Source organism: Arthrobacter sp. Y3225116 (assembly GCF_059091245.1).
The window spans coordinates 1-630 of record NZ_JBNHGL010000533.1 but is presented as its reverse complement, the minus strand read 5'-3'; the positions used below and the strand labels follow the sequence as shown (position 1 = coordinate 630).

Genomic DNA, 630 nt, shown 5'->3' with positions numbered 1-630 from the left:
GATCCGCAGGGCTTCGGGCAGGTTGGGCGTCGCTGCGGCCACGCCCTCGACCGGGGCCGGGCCTGCCGGGTGCGGATCCCACACCACGGGGATCCGGTGCACCAGCGAGGCCAGGGCGTCGCGCAGCCCGGGTGCGGCCGCCAAGCCGCGGCCATAGTCCGCCACGATGATGGCGTCGGCCGTCTCGAGCGCGTCGAGCATCTCCGGTGTCGGTACCGGCACCGGTGCCGGGGCGCAGCCTTCGTCGACCCTGACCACCGACTGCCCGCCGGCACGGATGCGGGTTTTCACCGGCGTGGGGGCGCCGGATGGTCCGGCGACCACGCGGATGCCGTCCAGGGCATCGCGCAGCCGGGAGGAAGCGCCGTCGTCGGACAGTGCCGTGACCAGGAGGACATCCCGGCCGTCGCGGGCGAGCATCCGTGCCACCAGCCCGGCTCCCCCGGCGCGGTAGGTCGTTTCGGCCGCATCAACGACCGGCACCGGTCCGTCCGGGCTCAGCCGGGTTGCCGCACCCTCCACGTCCGCATCCAGCAGTACGTCACCCACCACCACGATCCTCATGGCCGGCCTCCCTGCCCGCGCCTGCCCGGCGCGCCTGCCTCGAGGCGCGCCACCTCGGCGTCGAAC

Annotated in this window: 1 protein-coding gene; it reads right to left on the bottom strand. The window is 74.8% G+C overall.

Translation table 11 applies throughout. The features are described 5' to 3' along the window. On the bottom strand, nt 1–564 hold a 564-nt coding region (locus tag AC5RV2_RS18805), incomplete at its 3' end, for a PfkB family carbohydrate kinase (protein ID WP_494093590.1). Nucleotides 565–630: the final 66 nt, after the last annotated feature.